The organism is Photobacterium sp. ABD4_091 (genome assembly GCF_056160145.1).
This window is the reverse complement of record NZ_JBSWWQ010000003.1, coordinates 181238-195877: the sequence shown is the minus strand read 5'-3', so window position 1 is coordinate 195877 and position 14640 is coordinate 181238. Positions and strand designations below refer to the sequence as shown.

The window sequence follows — 14640 nt, the reverse complement described above, 5'->3', positions numbered from 1 at the left end:
AAAATGTAATCGTTCTGTCAAAAACCAAAAATAGACTCTTTCATCAGCTTTAAACTTTTTAGGAAAGGTTGATAATGTCGATTCTGGAACTCAAAGGCGTCACCAAAAAATATGACGACTTTTATGCCTCCAAGGCGATCTCTTTTGCTGTACAGCAGGGGGAGTTTGTGACCCTCTTGGGGCCAAGTGGTTGTGGTAAAACCACTTTGCTAAAGATGATTGGCGGTTTTCAAACACCAACGGAAGGTGAAATTTCTATCAGCCAGCAGGTCGTGAATACGGTACCGCCTGAAAAGCGCCAGACGGCAATGTGTTTTCAATCCTATGCGTTGTTCCCGCACCTGAGTGTGTCACACAATATTTGCTTTGGAATGGTGCAGCAGAAAATCGACAAGCGCGAACAGCAGCGACGTTTGGCTGAGATTTTGGAGCAGGTTGGCCTGGTTGAGCACAAAGACAAGCTTCCCTCGCAGCTATCGGGCGGCCAACAGCAGCGTGTTGCCTTGGCGCGTGCCATGGTGACCCGTCCTGAGATCATCTTGTTTGATGAGCCTCTCTCTAACCTTGACGCCAAGATGCGTGAAAGTGTCCGCTTTGAGATCAAAGCGCTGCAGCAAAAGCACCAGCTGACCTCTATTTATGTCACCCATGATCAGGCCGAAGCCTTAGCGATGAGTGATCGAATCGTGGTGCTTAATCGTGGCCAAATAGAACAAATAGGCACGCCGGAAGATATTTACTATCGCCCAGCTAACCGTTTTGTTGCCGATTTTATCGGCGCGGCGAATCTGCTGACAGGTTTTGTTGAGCCAACCGATGCTCCGGGCTTCTTCCGGGTGACGACCGAAATGGGAGAGTTCACCGTGGAGTCCGCAGATAAGCCGGAATCAGACCGTATCCACCTTTGCTGGCGTCCAGAAGATGCCGAGCTGTGCCAAGCTGGAGAGCCTAACAGTTTTGCTGTCGAGGTGGCATCATTAGCCTTCCAGGGCAATTGCTTGGATGTGTTTGGCTGGGTCGGAAATCATAATAAGCAGGAAATCCGCCTCCAGCTTGGTGGCCGCCACCGCCTTGGTTTGGGTGAGACCATCCATGTTAGGTTGCCAAGCAATGGTATTCGCTTCTTGGAGGCAGCAGCCTGATGAAGCCGTATTTACTTCTTATTCCCGGGGTGGGGACAATCCTTGCCCTTATGGGCAGTGCCTTTTATATCGTGGTGACCCAGAGCTTGGGGCTCAACACCATGACCGGCAATACCCATCCGACATTGGAATACTGGTACACCATGTTGAGCGATCCGATTTTATGGCGCTCGGTGGGTTACTCGCTGCGTACTTCCATCTTCGGCACCTTGGGCGCCATTATCATGGCCTACCCTATTGCAATGTGGTTGCAAAAGCCGCTACCCGCCAAGACGTTGATGATTGGTATGCTGCGCGCGCCCATGTTTGTTCCTGGGCTCGTTGCCGCTTTTTTGATGATGAATGTGATTGCCTACCATGGCGTGCTTAACCAAAGTCTGCTGTGGCTTGGAATAATTGATGAGCCACTGCGCCTTGCCAATGACAGCTTTGGCTGGGGGATCGTGGTACTTCAAGTATGGAAGAACCTGCCGTTTGCCCTGATTTTGCTATCAGGTGCGATTGGCGGGATCCGTACTGACTTGCTGGACGCGGCGTTAGACTTGGGGGCTTCGCGCTGGTCGCGGTTTACCCAGGTGGTTCTGCCTCTGACTATCCCGGCAATGCAGGCTTCTGCCATTTTGATCTTCATTGGTGCGCTGGGTGATTTCTCCTTTGCCTCTGTGGCAGGTTCTCGCAGTAGCTACTCTTTGGCAATGCTGATGAACACCACCGCTACCCAATATTACGAATGGGAAAATGCTGCCGTGGTTGCCATGGTGATTATGCTGTTGGCTGCGTTGGGCGCAGCAGTGATCACCCTGCTTACTCAACCTTTTACCTCCCGCCGTCGCCCAGTCGTTGGCACCAACACCGCGGAGTATCTATAACATGACGACGCAAACCCTATATGCCGCAAGCCAAGAGACGGGCAGTATATTCTCCCGTCTTCGCAACCGCTATACCAACGGTCAATGGGTGGTCATTCTATCGCTGGCCTTCTTTTTCCTTGTTAACCTGGTTTGGCTTGGTGTGCCGTTTGGTATGGCGATCTTATGGTCGCTGGTTGATCCAGCACATCCATGGAGCTATCCGGATGTGCTGCCACAGGTACTGTCATTTGGACGCTGGAGCCAGATGTGGCAAACCACCTCGCTGCCTGAGGCATTGCGCAATAGCTACATGGTCGCGCCGGCAGTTGCTCTTCTGACGGTCACGCTGGCTATGCCGACAGCATATGCCTTTGGCCGAATGGAGTTCCGAGGTAAGCGCATTGCCGAGTTAGTCACACTGCTGCCGATGGTGATGCCATCAATGATTTTGGCAGTATTTTTCAGTGCTATGTTATTAGAGCTTGGCCTGACCAATCCGTATATCAACATTGTTATTGCCCACACGGTTTTGGCGCTGCCTTATGCCATCCGAATTTTGTCAGCTGGCTTCAAGGCCGTACCTCAAGACTTAATTGATGCCTGTGCCGATATGGGAGCGGGGAAGGTTGGGGTCTTTAAGCATGCTTTTCTACCGATGCTAAAACCAAGCCTGCTGGCTTCATTTATCTTTTGTCTGGTGATCAGTATTGAAGAGTTCAATATGGCTTATGTATTGGGCGCACCTGATTTCATCACAATTCCAACGATTTTGTATTCCTTCCTTGGGTACTCCTTTATCCGTCCTGATGCCGCTGTCGTATCGCTGATACTGGTGATCCCGAACGTTATTTTAATGCTAGTTATCGAAAAATTATTGAAAGGGAATTATCTGTCGCAATCGACAGGAAAAGCCTGATTACGGAGATTGATTCATGAAAAAAACACTAGTGGCTTCGGCTTTGTTGCTTACGGCTTTTGCTGGTCAGGCATACGAAATAGACAATATGAGCTGGGAGCAAATCGAAGCTCAGGCTCAGGAAGAAGGTCAGGTGACTTTCGCAGTATGGTATTTGCAACCGGCATGGCGTGAGTTTGTCCAAAGCTTCGAGAAAGAAACCGGTATCAAGGTGCGTATTCCCGAGGGTTCGCACGATGGTAACCGCAACAAACTGCAGGCAGAGAGTCGCCGCAACCAAGGTACGATGGATGTAGTGGCACTGGGTGCAATGGCAATCCCGGCGCTGGACTATAAGAATGTGCTGATGCCTTTGGATAAACTGCCAGAGTTTGACAAGCTGAGCACGCGTTCGGAAGGCGTTGAGACTGATGGCTATGGCGTTACCTTTTGGGGCAACCAAACAGGTATTGCTTATGATCCGGCTCGTATTGATGAGCAGGATCTGCCACAGTCATTTGCTGAGCTGGAAGCATTCATCAAAGACAGCCCGAAGCTGTTTGGGGTGAATGATCCAAACGGTGGTGGTGCCGGTGGTCGATTCATTCAGGCGGCAACCGTGCAGGTTTCCGGTCAGTTTGATATGACCGAAGAGGTTGACCGCAGCGTTGTGAAGTCATGGTCCAAGACCTGGGATTGGTTCCAGGACAATAAAGAGAACATGGTTATCACAGCTTCTAATGCCGACAGCCTGACACGTATCAACGATGGTGAGATTGCGATTGCCCCTGCATGGGAAGATCACCTCGCTGGTTTGCAAAAAGGAGGAGCAATCACCGACCGTATCAAATTCTATATCCCTGAGTTTGGTATGTCCGGTGGCGGTAACTTTGTGACTATTCCAGCCAATACCAAGAATAAAGCGGCCTCCCTGGTATTTGTAAATTGGTTGATGTCGGCTGATACCCAGTCCAAGTTGAATGAAGTCTTTGGTGTTGCTCCCCAGCACCCTGATGCGGATGCGTCAGCAGCGTTGATCCCGCAGGAAATGCGACAGTTTGCCTCTGAACCATTTAGCTCGGCATACAGCACGGAAAATAGCCGCCAGTTCACCCGTAATGTGATGATGCGCTAATTCAAAGTTTTACTGACATTTTCTAAGGGGGCATGGCCCCCTTTTTTGGGCTAACAACAAAAGGGGATGTGATGAAAGCACTTCATCAGCAATGTATCGAGGGGCTTCGTGCGATAGCCAAAGAGTACCTATCACCCTTATTCATGCATATTAAGCACGATCAAATAAGGCAAAAAGCCTCTACCATCGACTTGGTGACTGAGGTAGACATCGAGGTTGAAAAACAGATATCGCAGTTGGTTGAGCAACTGATGCCTGGTGCCCTGGTGATTGGTGAAGAATCTTATCAAGGAGGAATGACCCAGGCTGATATTGATGCGGTGCCTTATACAGTAACCATCGACCCCATCGATGGTACTTGGAATTTTGCCCATGGCTTACCAAATTTTGCCATTATGCTGTCGATTTACCGCTTCGGAAAGCCGACGTTTGCCGTTATTTATTACCCAGTGATGGACGACTATATTTACTGTGAGCCCGGCCTCGGGGTTTGGTGGAAGGATGGCAATGGCGAGGGATATCAATTACATGGCCTGCCCACACCGAATAACACCTTATTGTGTTCTCCTTGCCTGTTTGACCATCAGGACCGCCATCAAGTTACTCCACTGCTAACGGGTTTTGACAAAGTGATCTCCATGGCCTGCTCTGCTTTTGAGTACCGAACTTTGTTGCTTGGACATGCCGATGGTTATCTTAGCCAGTTTGGCGTGAGCTTGTGGGATCATTGCCCGGGCAAAATCATGTTGGAGGAGATTGGAGGCGTGGTTAGGTTATTGGATGGTTCCGAGTACGGCGTCGATTCGCACGATCAACATTTGCTTGCCGCTAGGAATGAAAGTTGTTGGCAGCAATTGGCTTGTCATTTTGCTCCGCTTCTTAATAAATAGCGGAAAAATAGCAAGGCAAGGTAGTACCTTGCCTTGAACGGATTCAGTGTTGGAGTCGTGGATAAGATTGTAATGAATAGATTTAGACCTCAAACACCGGTTCTTTTTTCTTTACGGCATCGTGTGTGCCAACATAGAGCAGCTCATGTTGGCCGATCCCCCGCATAAAGAAGGAAAGGCACTTCGGGCATTGCAGTTTTTCTTGTCCCGTAGTCACCAGTGATTTTTCGTGCCATTTACGTCGTACTCGGTTTAATCCTGAGGTGTTATCACACTCTGGGCATCGAATAGGTACTTTCATAACATCATCCTCCTGACCGCTCTGTCTGGTTGTTAATTAACCAGAAGAGCGCGACACAAAACTTGATATGAATCAGGTTTATTAACTGAATTTATGACGATGCAATGAAGATTTTTATAAATGAGACCAGTGTCTTAGCGACGATTAACAAGGTGTAACCCGCAGTTACAAAACGACATATTCGGGTGTTTAGCTACCACCTAATATAGCCTGTCGCTTGAGCATCAACTCCTTAGACATTGATTGTGCAGTGATGCGCATCCCTTTTTGCTCCAACCCGATCAGCAGCTGCATTCGCAGGTCGTCGGCACGCTCTTCCAGGGCTTGGCGCTCGGCTCCTGCTCTTTCTGCCGCTTTTTCGTAACAGCCAACAATCGACTTGAACAAGTGGGATTCAAAGCTGGTTCTTTCTTCTGGCTGGATAGTGCGTGATTCCTTCACTTCACCATTGGCCTTGCGGCGGTTGTAGTCTTGGATCTGGTTTTCAGCGATCAGGTCGAACACACTCATTTCATTACTTTCTCTATGGATATTTTGCCCCATCATAGCCGCAGTGATTGAATAGATGCTGAAAAATGCCTTGGGGAAGTGTTTCGAAATGTGTTCGTCGAGCTCGAAATTGTTTCCCCAACAACTTGTCTAGCTTCTTGCCCATCGATAATAGATGGCCATTTTGGTCGATTTGGTTTTGAATTATCAAAATCACAACTAAAGACACCTTTAAAAGCAGGGATGCTATTCATTGATGCTGCTTTAGTGGAAGTGAACACTGGCTTGTCTATCTCCTTGTTTAAATAAAGGTTGATTAAGTTGTAACTATAAAGTCATATCGTAGAGCCAATAATAACGAATCTGGTATAGGCCAATTTGGAAGTGCGGCAATGAAAAACTTAGGGATTTGTTTAGAGATAAGTAAGCTGGAAGAGCTGGATGCGATGCTGGCAAAATATGCTGATTTGGGCTACGAATGGGTAGAGTTACCATCCGATAAAATGCCACTGATCCTCAATGGTAAGCTTTGCCTGCCTTGGGTCGAACTATTGCGAACCGTGCTGGTAAAGTATGCCCTTAATTACTCACTTCATATCGGTCGTGGGTGTGACTTCCGAGATATACGTGATCCGGAATTAATGAAAAGTGTCCATACGGCCACGGTAGATCTGGCTAGGAGCGTCGGTGCCAGCCGATTAGTTTTGCATTTTGAAGAAGAAAGCCAGAACCGTAACCAAGAGCAGTACTTTCGCTTTGCACTTCGTGAATTGGCCGATTATGCGCAGAGTAAAGGGGTTTTGCTCTGTATCGAGAATATTGAAACAGAGCTGACTTATAAGGTGGTGGATTTAGTTAAAGAAATTAATCACCCAAACCTTAGAATGACCTTGGATACCGGGCATGCTTATTTGTCAGCAAACTATTTCGGAACTGATTTACTGGAAGATGTGAGATATGCGCGTGACGTTATTTCACATATTCATGTCAATGATAACTTTGGTGTTTTTGATGAATCACGAATCACCAACCGAGTGAAATACGATAGCCAGCCAATGCCATATCGCTATGCTTTTGCCAAAGGGGACATTCATTTGCCATTTGGGTTCGGTGATTTACCTTTTGCTGAGCTATTTGAACAATTATCTAATTTAGATAATGTTGTAATGATAAATGAATACAGCGAAGAGGATTTCAGGCACTTTGCAGGTGAAATATACCAATCAACAACCACTCTAATTACTAAATATCTATAATGGATATATAACGCATTATGTCATATTTGAAAGTTGTCAATGTTAACAAATCATTTGGTGATTTTGTTGCTCTTAATAATATCAATATTGAAGCAGAGGAAGGGGAATTCGTCACTTTCCTTGGTCCTTCAGGCTGTGGTAAAACGACACTGCTAAAAATGCTTGCTGGATTTTCTGAACCTGATTCAGGCGATATATATTTTGATGGGGTAGTGCAAAATGTTATACCCCCTGAAAAACGAGACTCAGCAATGTGTTTCCAATCTTATGCCTTGTTCCCACATATGAGTGTGAATAAGAACATAGGTTATGGGTTAAAGATGCAGGGAATGAAATCGCCCCAGTTGGATAATGAAGTCGCAAAATTTGTCGATGTAGTTAACCTCGGCGAACATTGCACTAAATTGCCAAGCGAGTTGTCTGGCGGGCAGCAACAGCGTGTTGCCTTGGCCCGGGCATTGGCAGTGACCCCCAAAGTCATCATGTTCGATGAACCCTTGTCAAACCTAGATGCTAAGCTCCGGGACTCTGTGCGAATTGAAATTAAGCAACTGCAGCGAAAGTACAATCTGACGGCGATATATGTCACCCATGATCAGGCTGAGGCATTGGCAATTTCTGATAAAGTTGTTGTGCTCAATCGTGGCAAAATAGAGCAGACGGGTACTCCGCATGAAATCTATTATTATCCGAAAAATCGATTTGTAGCCGATTTTATAGGTAATGCTAATATCATGGAGGCTAAACACATAGCTTCTTCTGACAGTGGCTATATTATGGAAACAGGGATCGGTACTGTTAAGGTCAATAATAACCAACCAACCTATAAATCGACATATATTATGTGGCGGCCGGAATCAGCGATTATTGTTGATTCTACAGAAGGCTATGATAATTGTTATACGGTACGGGTTAAAGAAAAAGTCTTCATGGGCAATCTGACTGAATTTCATGTGGTTGATGAAAAAAGCCATATAGAGGTTCGTATTCAAAGTAGCTTTCATTCAGATATTCAAGAAGGGCAATTAATAAACATTGTAATACCAAGTGAAAAAATTGCATTCCTTGATGAAGCTTGTAATTAAAAATAATATCATGAAAAAATTATTTCCATACGTCATGCTGCTGCCAGCGTGTGGGTTTATTGTGACATTTATGGGATTTACCTTTTTTGCCATGATAGCCCAAAGCTTCGGTTTATATAATATTACCGGAGAAAGTGGTTTTTCTTTAAATGCATGGTCAGCTCAACTGAATAATAAAGCCTTATGGGATTCAATGAATTATTCTTTCAAGATTGGCCTATTCAGCGCAGTGATCTCAATTGTAATCGCATTTCCGCTGACATTGCTTCTGACATCAATGAACAAAGGCGGTGGCCTGCTCAGCGGTATCGTCAAGGCGCCGTTGTTTGTTCCTGCTCTGGTGGCGTCTTTTTTGATAGTTAACTTTATTTCATTCAATGGCTTTTTCAACCAAGTACTGATGTTCTTTGGTCTAGTCGAACGTCCGTTGAGGCTACAAAACGATGAGATGGGGATCGGGGTGATTGTCATTCAGGTGTGGAAAAATATTCCTTTTGCATTGCTGATCATCACCAGTGCGGTTACCAGCATCAAGAAGGAAACGGTGCATGCGGCGCGGGATCTTGGAGCGGGTTACTTTCAACGCCTTGTCGATTTGTATATTCCGCTGTGCCTTAACGCATTGGCGTTGGCGTTCGTCCTGATTTTTATTGGAGCACTGGGAGATTTCGCCATTTATTCTGTTGCGGGTCCTCGTTCGCTTTATTCCATGGCGACTTTGATGAACCTAACCGCGTTTAACCTCAACGAATGGGACAGTGCCGCAGTGATCGCCACCATGCTAATGGCGATTGCCTCTGTGGTGGGCGTTATTGTCACGCTAGGTGCCAAGAAGTTGATGCAGGTTTGGAGGTAAGCACGATGAATTTAGTACAAGGTGTCAATACAAGCCGAATATTGAAACTCAGCGTAATTTTCCTGATTGTCGTGAACCTGCTTTGGGTGGTGATGCCGATTATCATGGCTATGTTGTGGTCGTTGGTCGACCCATCGGAAACTTGGTCCTACCCAGATGCGTTTCCAAAAGTGCTGTCATTTCAACGCTGGATAATGGTCTGGGAGACCACGGCACTGCCGGCTGCCATGGCGACCAGTTACTACATTGCGATCATTACTGCCTTGTTGACCGTGTTCTTGGCGTTGCCAACTGCTTATGTGCTGGGTCGCTATGAATTCAGCGGTAAAAAGTTGGCCGAATTTACTATCATTCTACCAATAATTATTCCGGGAATGATTATCGCCCTGTTCTTCAGCTCCACGTTGATCAACCTCGGTCTATCACAATCAGTATGGGGGATCATTATTGGTCATACCGTACTGGCGCTTCCATATGCGGTCAGGTTGTTATCGGCTTCGTTCCAATCTGTACCCGAGCAATTGGTTCATGCCTGCCGAGATCTTGGGGCTAGCCGTTCACGCACCTTTATGGATGTGTACCTGCCTATGATTAAGCCTGGTCTGTTGGCGGCATTGATCTTCTCATTCATTGTCAGCCTCGAAGAGTTCAATATTTCATACGTGATAGGAACACCTACCTACACCACCATACCAACGATTTTGTATTCATTCTTGGGTTACAACTTTGTCCGGCCGAATGCCGCAGTTGTCTCCCTTATTTTGGTTATCCCAAATGTACTGCTGATGCTGTTCATAGAGCGACTGCTTAAAGGGAATTACTTAAGTTCATCGACTGGAAAATAATAGGTTTCGTAATGTTAAAGCATATTAAATACTCACTGTTATCCTTGGGCATGGGGTTGTCAATTGTAGCGAATGCAGCTGATAACTCATTACTTGAAAAATCATGGAGCGAGATTGAAGTACAGGCTAAACATGAGCAATCAATCAACTTCTATACTTGGTACTTTCTTGATGGTTGGAATAAGGTAGCTGAAGCCTTCGAAGAAAAATACGGAATTAAAGTTAACGTTATTAATGGCGAATCAGATGTTGTCGTGCGCAAGTTGATCGCTGAGCGGAATATCAAAAACGGCCATGTTGATGCCTTTGCTGTTGGGGGTTCTTCGGCAAAAACAGCACTAGATGCCAAGTTACTATTTGGTCCTGTGTTGCCAGTTCTACCAAGTACCGGCGAATTAGATGTAGAGTTGGCTACAGCTCAAGAAGGCTTGCTGACTCATGGCTACTTAACACCCTTCAACCGTAACCAGACTGGATTTGCTTATGACCCATTGCGATTGAGCGAAGAAGAGCTGCCTCAAACGTGGGGCGAGTTGGAGAACTTCATCAATAAGCACCCACGTGATTTTGGTTTCAATGATCCAAACTACGGAGGTTCGGGACAGGCTTTTGTCCATACCGTAATATCACAACTTGCTGGAGGCCTTGATAAGTACACTGGAGACGATGAAGTCAAGGAACATAAAGTAGAGCAGTGGGATATCGCTTGGAACTTCCTGAACGAATACAAGCGTAAATATACGTTGACCTCGTCGAATGCCGACAGCTATACCCGACTCAATGACGGAGAGCTTACTCTAATTGCAGCATGGGAAGATGACCTGGTTAATGCAATGGCTAACGGTTCCATGAACAAGCGAATGAAGTTGTATATTCCAGAAATGGGTATGGCTGGTGGCGGTGATACAGTAGGTATCGCGCACAACAGTGGTAAAAAAGCGGCTTCTTTACTCTGGGTTAACTACCTTGCTTCACAGGAAGGTCAGCAAATCCTTGCCGATAATTCTGGCAACTTCCCTGCTAATACTTTGGCGAACCAAACAGAGTCATTGATCCCTGCCGAGCAACTTAAGTACGGGGTAAAGTGGTTCCCAGCTCCTTACAAAAAACTGATGGCTGATGACTTTACCCGTAAAGTGATTGCCAATTAATTTCCCCCTGATACTGAAAAGGCCCATTGGTTTGAAATAGCTAACGGGCCAATTTTTGGAGTGAGACCATGGAATTTAGATTTTTAGGAACCGGTTCTGCACAGGGGTGCCCATACGTATGGGGAGATGAGATACCAGCTCCGCTAAGCGATTATCACAAAGATAAGAACTATCGTCTGCGTGCCTGCGCCAGGATCAATGATGATATTCAAATTGATTGCGGTCCTGATAACCATCTGCACATGCTGTTCAATTCATTCAGTATGCGTACTATCAAGCATCTATTTATCACCCATTCACATGCTGATCATTTTTGCCCTGCCGAAGTTTTTGACGCTAAGTTGATGGGGCTTCAGGGATGTAAGGAACACTACCTTACCAATATGTATATGACGTTAGAGTGCTATAAATGGTTGATGGAGAAGTTTCTGCCACTGCTTCATCCACCGCATGAAATGGCGATGATCAGAGATGCGTTTGTCTTCAATACCGTATCTTTTTTTGAACCCTTAGAAGTAGGTGAATTGACGGTGACTGCCTTGCAGGGGAACCATCAGGCGTTCGGTGAAAATGAATATGCGGCTAACTACCTCTTCGAAGATAAACAAGGTCGCAGCGTACTATACGCAACAGACACCGGATATTGGCTGGATGAAACGTGGCAATACCTTTCAAAACGTACAGTGGGTAACGTGATCTTAGAGGTGACTTTCGGTGCTGAAACTGAACGTGGAACACGCAAGGATACCCACCTAAACTTTCAAACCTTGACTGAGGTCGTTGAGCGCTTGTACAACCAAGGGTCAATAGACATGGGAACACCTATCTACCTAACCCATATAAACCCAGATCAAGGTTGGAACCATGAAGCTTTTGAAGCAGCATGCAGTGCATCACCCTTTAACTTGATCACTGGTTATGATGGCATGCACTTTGAGTGCTAATCGTGTGGAGTTTACCTGCTACGGTCACCCCCTCAGCATGTAATGTTGAGGGGAGACATTATGCTGAAGGGCTTTGATTGCTGAACAAGTTATAAACGTTTTAGAAATAAATATGAAATTTTTCTAAAAATTCACTGTATATTTTCCGCCCAGCTGTTATGATGCACGTGCTCAATTTGAGAAGAGTTATTTAATGCAACATCAAGTACAAGTTAAACCATCTGATACAACTACGTTTTCGTACTGTATCTAACTGTTTCCCTTATATTTATCGTAACATTAATAATTCAATTTTTTCTGATCGCTATTGTTGGCGGTTTAAATGAATTTACATAAGGGACAGATCATGTCTAAGTCTACTGGTATCGTTAAGTGGTTTAACGAAGAAAAAGGTTTCGGTTTCATCACTCAAGAGAACGGCGGTGCAGACGTATTCGTACACTTCCGCGCTATCGCTTCTGAAGGTTTCAAGACTCTTTCTGAAGGTCAGAAAGTTTCTTTTGACGTAGAGCAAGGCCAAAAAGGTCCTCAAGCTGCTAACGTAGTTACTCTATAAGTCATCGAACTTATTTGAAGAAAATGCTGGCTTAGGCCAGCATTTTTTTTGCCTGTTACATATGACCCCAACGCCTCCTCAACATCATTTGTACTCTTTCTATTTAGGTAAATTGGGCTAATTTTGGGTAAATATGCAGCCTGAACCTGCATCTTTGCCGCTTTATCTAGATTTCATCTCAGGTCTCTCTCAGTCTATTCCCGACAACGTTACAGCCACTCCAGATAAATATTGATAAGAGACTTACCGTCTGAAAGCAAAAAATAGCCATTGTGGTTATTGTTGCTGCAAGCCTGGTAACTGCTAGTTCAATGTTTTGTTAATCATGTGTTTAATAAAATATATAATGTGATCTTTGTCACGTTGTGGCGTCAAGTTGATTTGGATTATGCGTTTTTGTGTTTTATTCAATACAAAGCGGGTGGTTATTCACTGCCTGCAACGTAGAGGCGCATTGCCTAAGAGTAGTTTAGTGAAGGTCGACAGCCGGTGAAGCTAAGCGAAAGGAGTCAATGCCGAAGTGGTTTTGGTCGTCAGCCAAACTGCTGGGGTTGTTCTTAATAGGAGCAGCACTGTCATCTCGGGCCTACCCGGATGGAGAGCTACAGCAATTTTTGTTTTCGAACAGGTAAGTTCGCCTACCGATTTCGTACAGCCTTTGTCGCTCGCGTGCTCCTTGCACCCCTCCTCTAAATACTCAAATACCTTGATGTTGTTTTTATAGGAGAAGTCTACGAATGGCTGATTACGGATTATTGTCCATCGTACCCGCGGTGCTGGCGCTGATACTCGCCTTTACCACTCGGCATGTTGTTTTGGCCCTGGGCGTTGCAGTGATCAGCGGCATGCTGATCTTAACCAAGGGTCACCCTGTTGATACTGCGTTGATGTTCTTGTCTGATGGGCCGTTCACACAGCTTGCATCGGGCAGCAACGCACAGATCATTATTGTTATTACCATTATTTCCGGCTTTATCTACCTGGTCGAGCAAAGCGGTGGTATGGCAGCGTTTTCGACCATGGCGACCCGCTATGTGTCATCACCATTGAAAGCCCAGCTCGCCACCTGGGCAACCGGGATCGGGGTGTTTTTTACCGACTCGGGCAACTCGCTTATTCTTGGCCCGATGTTCTCGCCAATTTACAACAAGCTCAAGCTGAGCAAGGAGAAACTGGCATTTATCATCGATTCGACCTCGTCACCAATCTGTGTGCTGATCCCGATTATCAGCTGGGGTGTCTACTCGCAGGGTCTGATTGAGAACGCATTCGATAACATGGGCCAGCCAGTTGATGGCTTTGCGACTTTCCTTCAGGTGATCCCTTACCAGCTCTATGCCTTGCTGGCACTGTTCAGTGTACCTGTCTACGCGGTGCTGAAAAAAGACTGGGGGCCAATGGCCGAAGCCGAGCAACAAGCGCGCCAGCAGGCTGAGGTGAGCGTACAGCCTGAGAATGACCAACAGGTGAAATCAGGCCGTATCTCGCTGATTGTATTGCCGCTGGCGGTACTGTTCGGCTCGCTGATCGCACTATTCACTTATAACTACCATCTGCATGGCACTATCAATGGCCCGGTGATCCGAGCATCGCTTGGCACCAGCTATCTGATTGCTTCGGTAACGGCGATTGCCTACTACGCCTACACCAAAACTATGACCGCCTCGACAGCCTTCAACACTTTTGTGTCGGGAATGCAGCGGATCATGCTAATTTTGGTTATCTTGCTATTGGCATGGACCTTGGGTGATATCTGTAAGTCTCTGGGTACTGGGGACTATATTAGCCAGGTGATGAATGACCGCTTGCCGGTGTTTATGCTGCCTGCATTGATTTTCATTATCGGCAGCTTCATTTCGGTAGCGACGGGGTCGTCGTGGGGCACTTTCGCCATCCTGATCCCGATTGCGGTACCGGTTGCCAGTGCGCTGGGCGCCGACCCGCTGATTTGTATTGGTGCCGCGCTAAGTGGCGGCATGCTAGGGGATCACTCATCACCGATTTCAGACACGACAATTCTAAGCTCGATGTCGACCGGATGTGATCATGTTTCCCACGTTCGCACCCAGTTCCCGTACGCTATTTTGACTGGCGTGACCGCCAGCATCGGCTTCATGGTTGCCGAAATCACCCGTAGCCCGTACACCATTGTATTGGCCGCCGTATTGCAAGTTGCACTGATTGTTTTGATGGTGCGCCGTCAGGCCGCAGCCACCCCAGTTACCGCTTAAATAGCGATTGCTA

15 protein-coding genes and 1 riboswitch are annotated in these 14640 nt (G+C 46.3%); of the genes, 13 read left to right on the top strand and 2 right to left on the bottom strand.

What is annotated here, in order from left to right; genetic code table 11:
* Positions 1-74 precede the first annotated feature (74 nt).
* The 5 genes from ACXAGQ_RS22370 to ACXAGQ_RS22350 all read left to right on the top strand — a co-directional run bounded on the left by ACXAGQ_RS22370 (position 75) and on the right by ACXAGQ_RS22350 (position 4913).
* Positions 75-1142 carry an ABC transporter ATP-binding protein gene (locus ACXAGQ_RS22370; protein ID WP_475256888.1) on the top strand — a complete coding sequence of 356 codons (1068 nt, stop codon included), beginning with the start codon at positions 75-77 and terminating at the stop codon, positions 1140-1142.
* Positions 1142-2011 carry an ABC transporter permease gene (locus ACXAGQ_RS22365; protein ID WP_475256886.1) on the top strand — a complete coding sequence of 290 codons (870 nt, stop codon included), beginning with the start codon at positions 1142-1144 and terminating at the stop codon, positions 2009-2011. Before ACXAGQ_RS22370 ends, ACXAGQ_RS22365 begins: the two co-directional genes overlap by 1 nt.
* 1 nt (position 2012) lies before the next feature.
* Positions 2013-2909 carry an ABC transporter permease gene (locus ACXAGQ_RS22360; RefSeq protein WP_475256885.1) on the top strand — a complete coding sequence of 299 codons (897 nt, stop codon included), beginning with the start codon at positions 2013-2015 and terminating at the stop codon, positions 2907-2909.
* Between the two features lie 16 nt (positions 2910-2925).
* Entirely contained in the window at positions 2926-4023 is a 1098-nt protein-coding gene (locus ACXAGQ_RS22355; protein ID WP_475256884.1) for an extracellular solute-binding protein, read from the top strand.
* 71 nt (positions 4024-4094) lie between these two features.
* Entirely contained in the window at positions 4095-4913 is an 819-nt protein-coding gene (locus ACXAGQ_RS22350) for an inositol monophosphatase family protein (protein ID WP_475256882.1), read from the top strand.
* Between the two features lie 82 nt (positions 4914-4995).
* Here ACXAGQ_RS22350 and ACXAGQ_RS22345 read toward each other — a convergent pair whose 3' ends face one another.
* The gene (locus ACXAGQ_RS22345) at positions 4996-5214 is read right to left on the bottom strand and encodes a hypothetical protein (RefSeq protein WP_475256880.1); all 219 of its coding nucleotides are present in this window, start codon (positions 5212-5214) and stop codon (positions 4996-4998) included.
* A 189-nt stretch (positions 5215-5403) separates the two neighbouring features.
* Positions 5404-5724: a hypothetical protein gene (locus ACXAGQ_RS22340; RefSeq protein WP_475256879.1), complete on the bottom strand. Its 321-nt coding sequence runs from the start codon at positions 5722-5724 to the stop codon at positions 5404-5406.
* A gap of 371 nt (positions 5725-6095) precedes the next feature.
* Here ACXAGQ_RS22340 and ACXAGQ_RS22335 point away from each other — a divergent pair, with 371 nt between their 5' ends.
* The 8 genes from ACXAGQ_RS22335 to ACXAGQ_RS22300 all read left to right on the top strand — a co-directional run bounded on the left by ACXAGQ_RS22335 (position 6096) and on the right by ACXAGQ_RS22300 (position 14627).
* Positions 6096-6959, top strand: coding sequence for a sugar phosphate isomerase/epimerase family protein (locus ACXAGQ_RS22335; RefSeq protein ID WP_475256877.1), 864 nt, complete (start codon positions 6096-6098; stop codon positions 6957-6959).
* A gap of 17 nt (positions 6960-6976) precedes the next feature.
* Positions 6977-8044, top strand: a complete 1068-nt coding sequence (locus ACXAGQ_RS22330) for an ABC transporter ATP-binding protein (protein WP_475256875.1) — start codon at positions 6977-6979, stop codon at positions 8042-8044.
* Entirely contained in the window at positions 8007-8900 is an 894-nt protein-coding gene (locus tag ACXAGQ_RS22325; RefSeq protein WP_475256874.1) for an ABC transporter permease, read from the top strand. The genes ACXAGQ_RS22330 and ACXAGQ_RS22325 overlap by 38 nt, the downstream gene beginning before the upstream one ends.
* A 5-nt stretch (positions 8901-8905) precedes the next feature.
* Positions 8906-9745: an ABC transporter permease gene (locus tag ACXAGQ_RS22320; protein WP_475256872.1), complete on the top strand. Its 840-nt coding sequence runs from the start codon at positions 8906-8908 to the stop codon at positions 9743-9745.
* 11 nt (positions 9746-9756) lie between these two features.
* On the top strand, positions 9757-10896 hold the full coding sequence (locus tag ACXAGQ_RS22315) for an ABC transporter substrate-binding protein (RefSeq protein WP_475256870.1): 1140 nt from the start codon (positions 9757-9759) through the stop codon (positions 10894-10896).
* Between the two features lie 68 nt (positions 10897-10964).
* A complete protein-coding gene (locus ACXAGQ_RS22310; protein WP_475256868.1) occupies positions 10965-11840 on the top strand; it encodes an MBL fold metallo-hydrolase in 876 nt (291 codons plus the stop codon).
* A 346-nt stretch (positions 11841-12186) separates the two neighbouring features.
* A complete protein-coding gene (cspE, locus tag ACXAGQ_RS22305) occupies positions 12187-12396 on the top strand; it encodes a transcription antiterminator/RNA stability regulator CspE (RefSeq protein WP_039466278.1) in 210 nt (69 codons plus the stop codon).
* Between the two features lie 436 nt (positions 12397-12832).
* Positions 12833-13009: riboswitch (Lysine riboswitch) on the top strand.
* Positions 13010-13133: 124 nt separating this feature from the next.
* On the top strand, positions 13134-14627 hold the full coding sequence (locus ACXAGQ_RS22300; RefSeq protein ID WP_475256866.1) for a Na+/H+ antiporter NhaC family protein: 1494 nt from the start codon (positions 13134-13136) through the stop codon (positions 14625-14627).
* Positions 14628-14640 lie beyond the last annotated feature (13 nt).

Excerpts from the sequence above, each read along its gene's own strand:
- ACXAGQ_RS22370 (WP_475256888.1), top strand. The coding sequence starts at position 75 with ATGTCGATTCTGGAACTCAAAGGCGTCACCAAAAAATATGACGACTTT.
- ACXAGQ_RS22365 (WP_475256886.1), top strand. The coding sequence starts at position 1,142 with ATGAAGCCGTATTTACTTCTTATTCCCGGGGTGGGGACAATCCTTGCC.
- ACXAGQ_RS22360 (WP_475256885.1), top strand. The coding sequence starts at position 2,013 with ATGACGACGCAAACCCTATATGCCGCAAGCCAAGAGACGGGCAGTATA.
- ACXAGQ_RS22355 (WP_475256884.1), top strand. The coding sequence starts at position 2,926 with ATGAAAAAAACACTAGTGGCTTCGGCTTTGTTGCTTACGGCTTTTGCT.
- ACXAGQ_RS22350 (WP_475256882.1), top strand. The coding sequence starts at position 4,095 with ATGAAAGCACTTCATCAGCAATGTATCGAGGGGCTTCGTGCGATAGCC.
- ACXAGQ_RS22345 (WP_475256880.1), bottom strand. The coding sequence starts at position 5,214 with ATGAAAGTACCTATTCGATGCCCAGAGTGTGATAACACCTCAGGATTA.
- ACXAGQ_RS22340 (WP_475256879.1), bottom strand. The coding sequence starts at position 5,724 with ATGAGTGTGTTCGACCTGATCGCTGAAAACCAGATCCAAGACTACAAC.
- ACXAGQ_RS22335 (WP_475256877.1), top strand. The coding sequence starts at position 6,096 with ATGAAAAACTTAGGGATTTGTTTAGAGATAAGTAAGCTGGAAGAGCTG.
- ACXAGQ_RS22330 (WP_475256875.1), top strand. The coding sequence starts at position 6,977 with ATGTCATATTTGAAAGTTGTCAATGTTAACAAATCATTTGGTGATTTT.
- ACXAGQ_RS22320 (WP_475256872.1), top strand. The coding sequence starts at position 8,906 with ATGAATTTAGTACAAGGTGTCAATACAAGCCGAATATTGAAACTCAGC.
- ACXAGQ_RS22315 (WP_475256870.1), top strand. The coding sequence starts at position 9,757 with ATGTTAAAGCATATTAAATACTCACTGTTATCCTTGGGCATGGGGTTG.
- ACXAGQ_RS22310 (WP_475256868.1), top strand. The coding sequence starts at position 10,965 with ATGGAATTTAGATTTTTAGGAACCGGTTCTGCACAGGGGTGCCCATAC.
- cspE (WP_039466278.1), top strand. The coding sequence starts at position 12,187 with ATGTCTAAGTCTACTGGTATCGTTAAGTGGTTTAACGAAGAAAAAGGT.
- ACXAGQ_RS22300 (WP_475256866.1), top strand. The coding sequence starts at position 13,134 with ATGGCTGATTACGGATTATTGTCCATCGTACCCGCGGTGCTGGCGCTG.